2 protein-coding genes are annotated in these 1399 nt (G+C 65.5%); one reads left to right on the forward strand and one right to left on the reverse strand.

The window, feature by feature from the left end; translation table 11 throughout:
• Window positions 1–168: 168 nt before the first annotated feature.
• Window positions 169–603: an acyl-CoA thioesterase gene (locus tag ACFC02_RS42640; protein ID WP_376368436.1), complete on the reverse strand. Its 435-nt coding sequence runs from the start codon at window positions 601–603 to the stop codon at window positions 169–171.
• A gap of 190 nt (window positions 604–793) precedes the next feature.
• Between ACFC02_RS42640 and ACFC02_RS42645 the strand changes: the two genes are divergently transcribed.
• Window positions 794–1243 (forward strand): hypothetical protein, encoded by a 450-nt coding sequence (locus ACFC02_RS42645; RefSeq protein ID WP_376368438.1) that lies wholly within the window; start codon window positions 794–796, stop codon window positions 1241–1243.
• The last annotated feature ends 156 nt before the right edge of the window (window positions 1244–1399 follow it).

Here is a 1399-nt window from a genome sequence, read left to right on the forward strand (position 1 = left end):
CGTCATCCGTCAGAACCACTTCGACCGTCGGCCGACCCATGCGCGCCATGAGCCCAGCATACTTCTACGGCTTTCCTAAGACTCGGGACACTAGAAGGCTCGCGCTCGTACGGGGCGCGGCGGGACCGGGTGGAGCCGGGGGAGGAAGGCGCCGGTACGGTGACCTCGCTACAGGACTTCGCACTCCTCGGAGCGGGCGGCCTCGAAGACGGCCCGCAGGCCGGCGGGCGGCGCCGTGATCTTCCGTGCGCGGACGTCGATCCAGGCGCCGAGCGAATGCACGACGGCGGCCTCCTCGCCGTCCTCGCGGAACACGGTCTGGCGCACCCGCCACCGCGCACTGTCCTCGGTCAGCCCCACCACCTCGCAGGCCACCTCGACCTGCTCGGTGAGGAAGACCTCACGGCGGTACCGGACCTCCTCACCCAGCAGAACGGCGGCGAACCCCTCCTTCTGCAGCGCCCGGACGTCCCACCCCGACGCCACGAGGAAGCCGAGCCGGGCCGTGGTCGCGTACTCCAGGTACCGGGTGCTGCGCAGGTGGCCGTTGAGGTCGACATCGTCCCAGCGGACTTCGAATGATTTCCTGAAAGCTTCAGACACGTAATGAAGAGTACTATCCCACGGAACAGATATGTGTGCGGGTATTGGGTATGTAGGTTTCTCGGCAGAAGAGATATGTTTCTCCTTGCGGAGCCGGTGCCCGTCGCGGACGGAGCATCGGGCCCGGCGTGACCGTGTGTCAGGCGGCGGCACCAGTGGGCAGCCGCGCGAGTCCCCGTCCAGTACGAACATGAGCAGCGTGCGTCGCCGCACGCGGCTCCTTCGGGAAGTCAGGTACGAAGTGATTAAGAACGTGCGAGTGAAGGCCGTACTGGTCGCCGCAGCAGCGGTCGGCAGCCTCCTCGGCTTCACCCCGAACGCCAGCGCCGCCGGGAACTGCGACCACTACGGGCAGCCCGGGTACATCCAGGTGTTCTCCGGGGGGAACTTCACCGGGAACTGCTACGAGACGTACTACTGGAACACGGTCCCTGACTTCAGGAACGTCCCCAACGGGATGAACGACAGCATCTCCTCCGTGAGGAGCTGGTCCGGGGGCTCCTTCGGGGACGGGGGTTTCTCGGACGCTTCCCTGTGGACGGACCAGTACGGGAAGGGGCTCGCGTTCACCTTCCACTCCGGGGAATCGTGGCCGAACCTCCCCTCCTGGATCAACGACAAGGCCTCCTCGCTCTACTGAGCGAGTGGGACCCCCTCGAACGGTTGCGCCCCCTGGGCAGGATTCGTTCTTGGGTTCTAGTGGCAACGCCGTTCAGTTAAGGGCGGAGGCTGTTCGTCAAGGCCGGTGAACGAGGCAGCGGAGCTGCTGTAGAAGAGGTTTGTCCTCCAAGACATC

This window comes from Streptomyces sp. NPDC056160 (assembly GCF_042268205.1).
In the GTDB taxonomy this organism is placed as follows: domain Bacteria; phylum Actinomycetota; class Actinomycetes; order Streptomycetales; family Streptomycetaceae; genus Streptomyces.

Excerpts from the sequence above, each read along its gene's own strand:
- ACFC02_RS42645 (WP_376368438.1), top strand. The coding sequence starts at position 794 with ATGAGCAGCGTGCGTCGCCGCACGCGGCTCCTTCGGGAAGTCAGGTAC.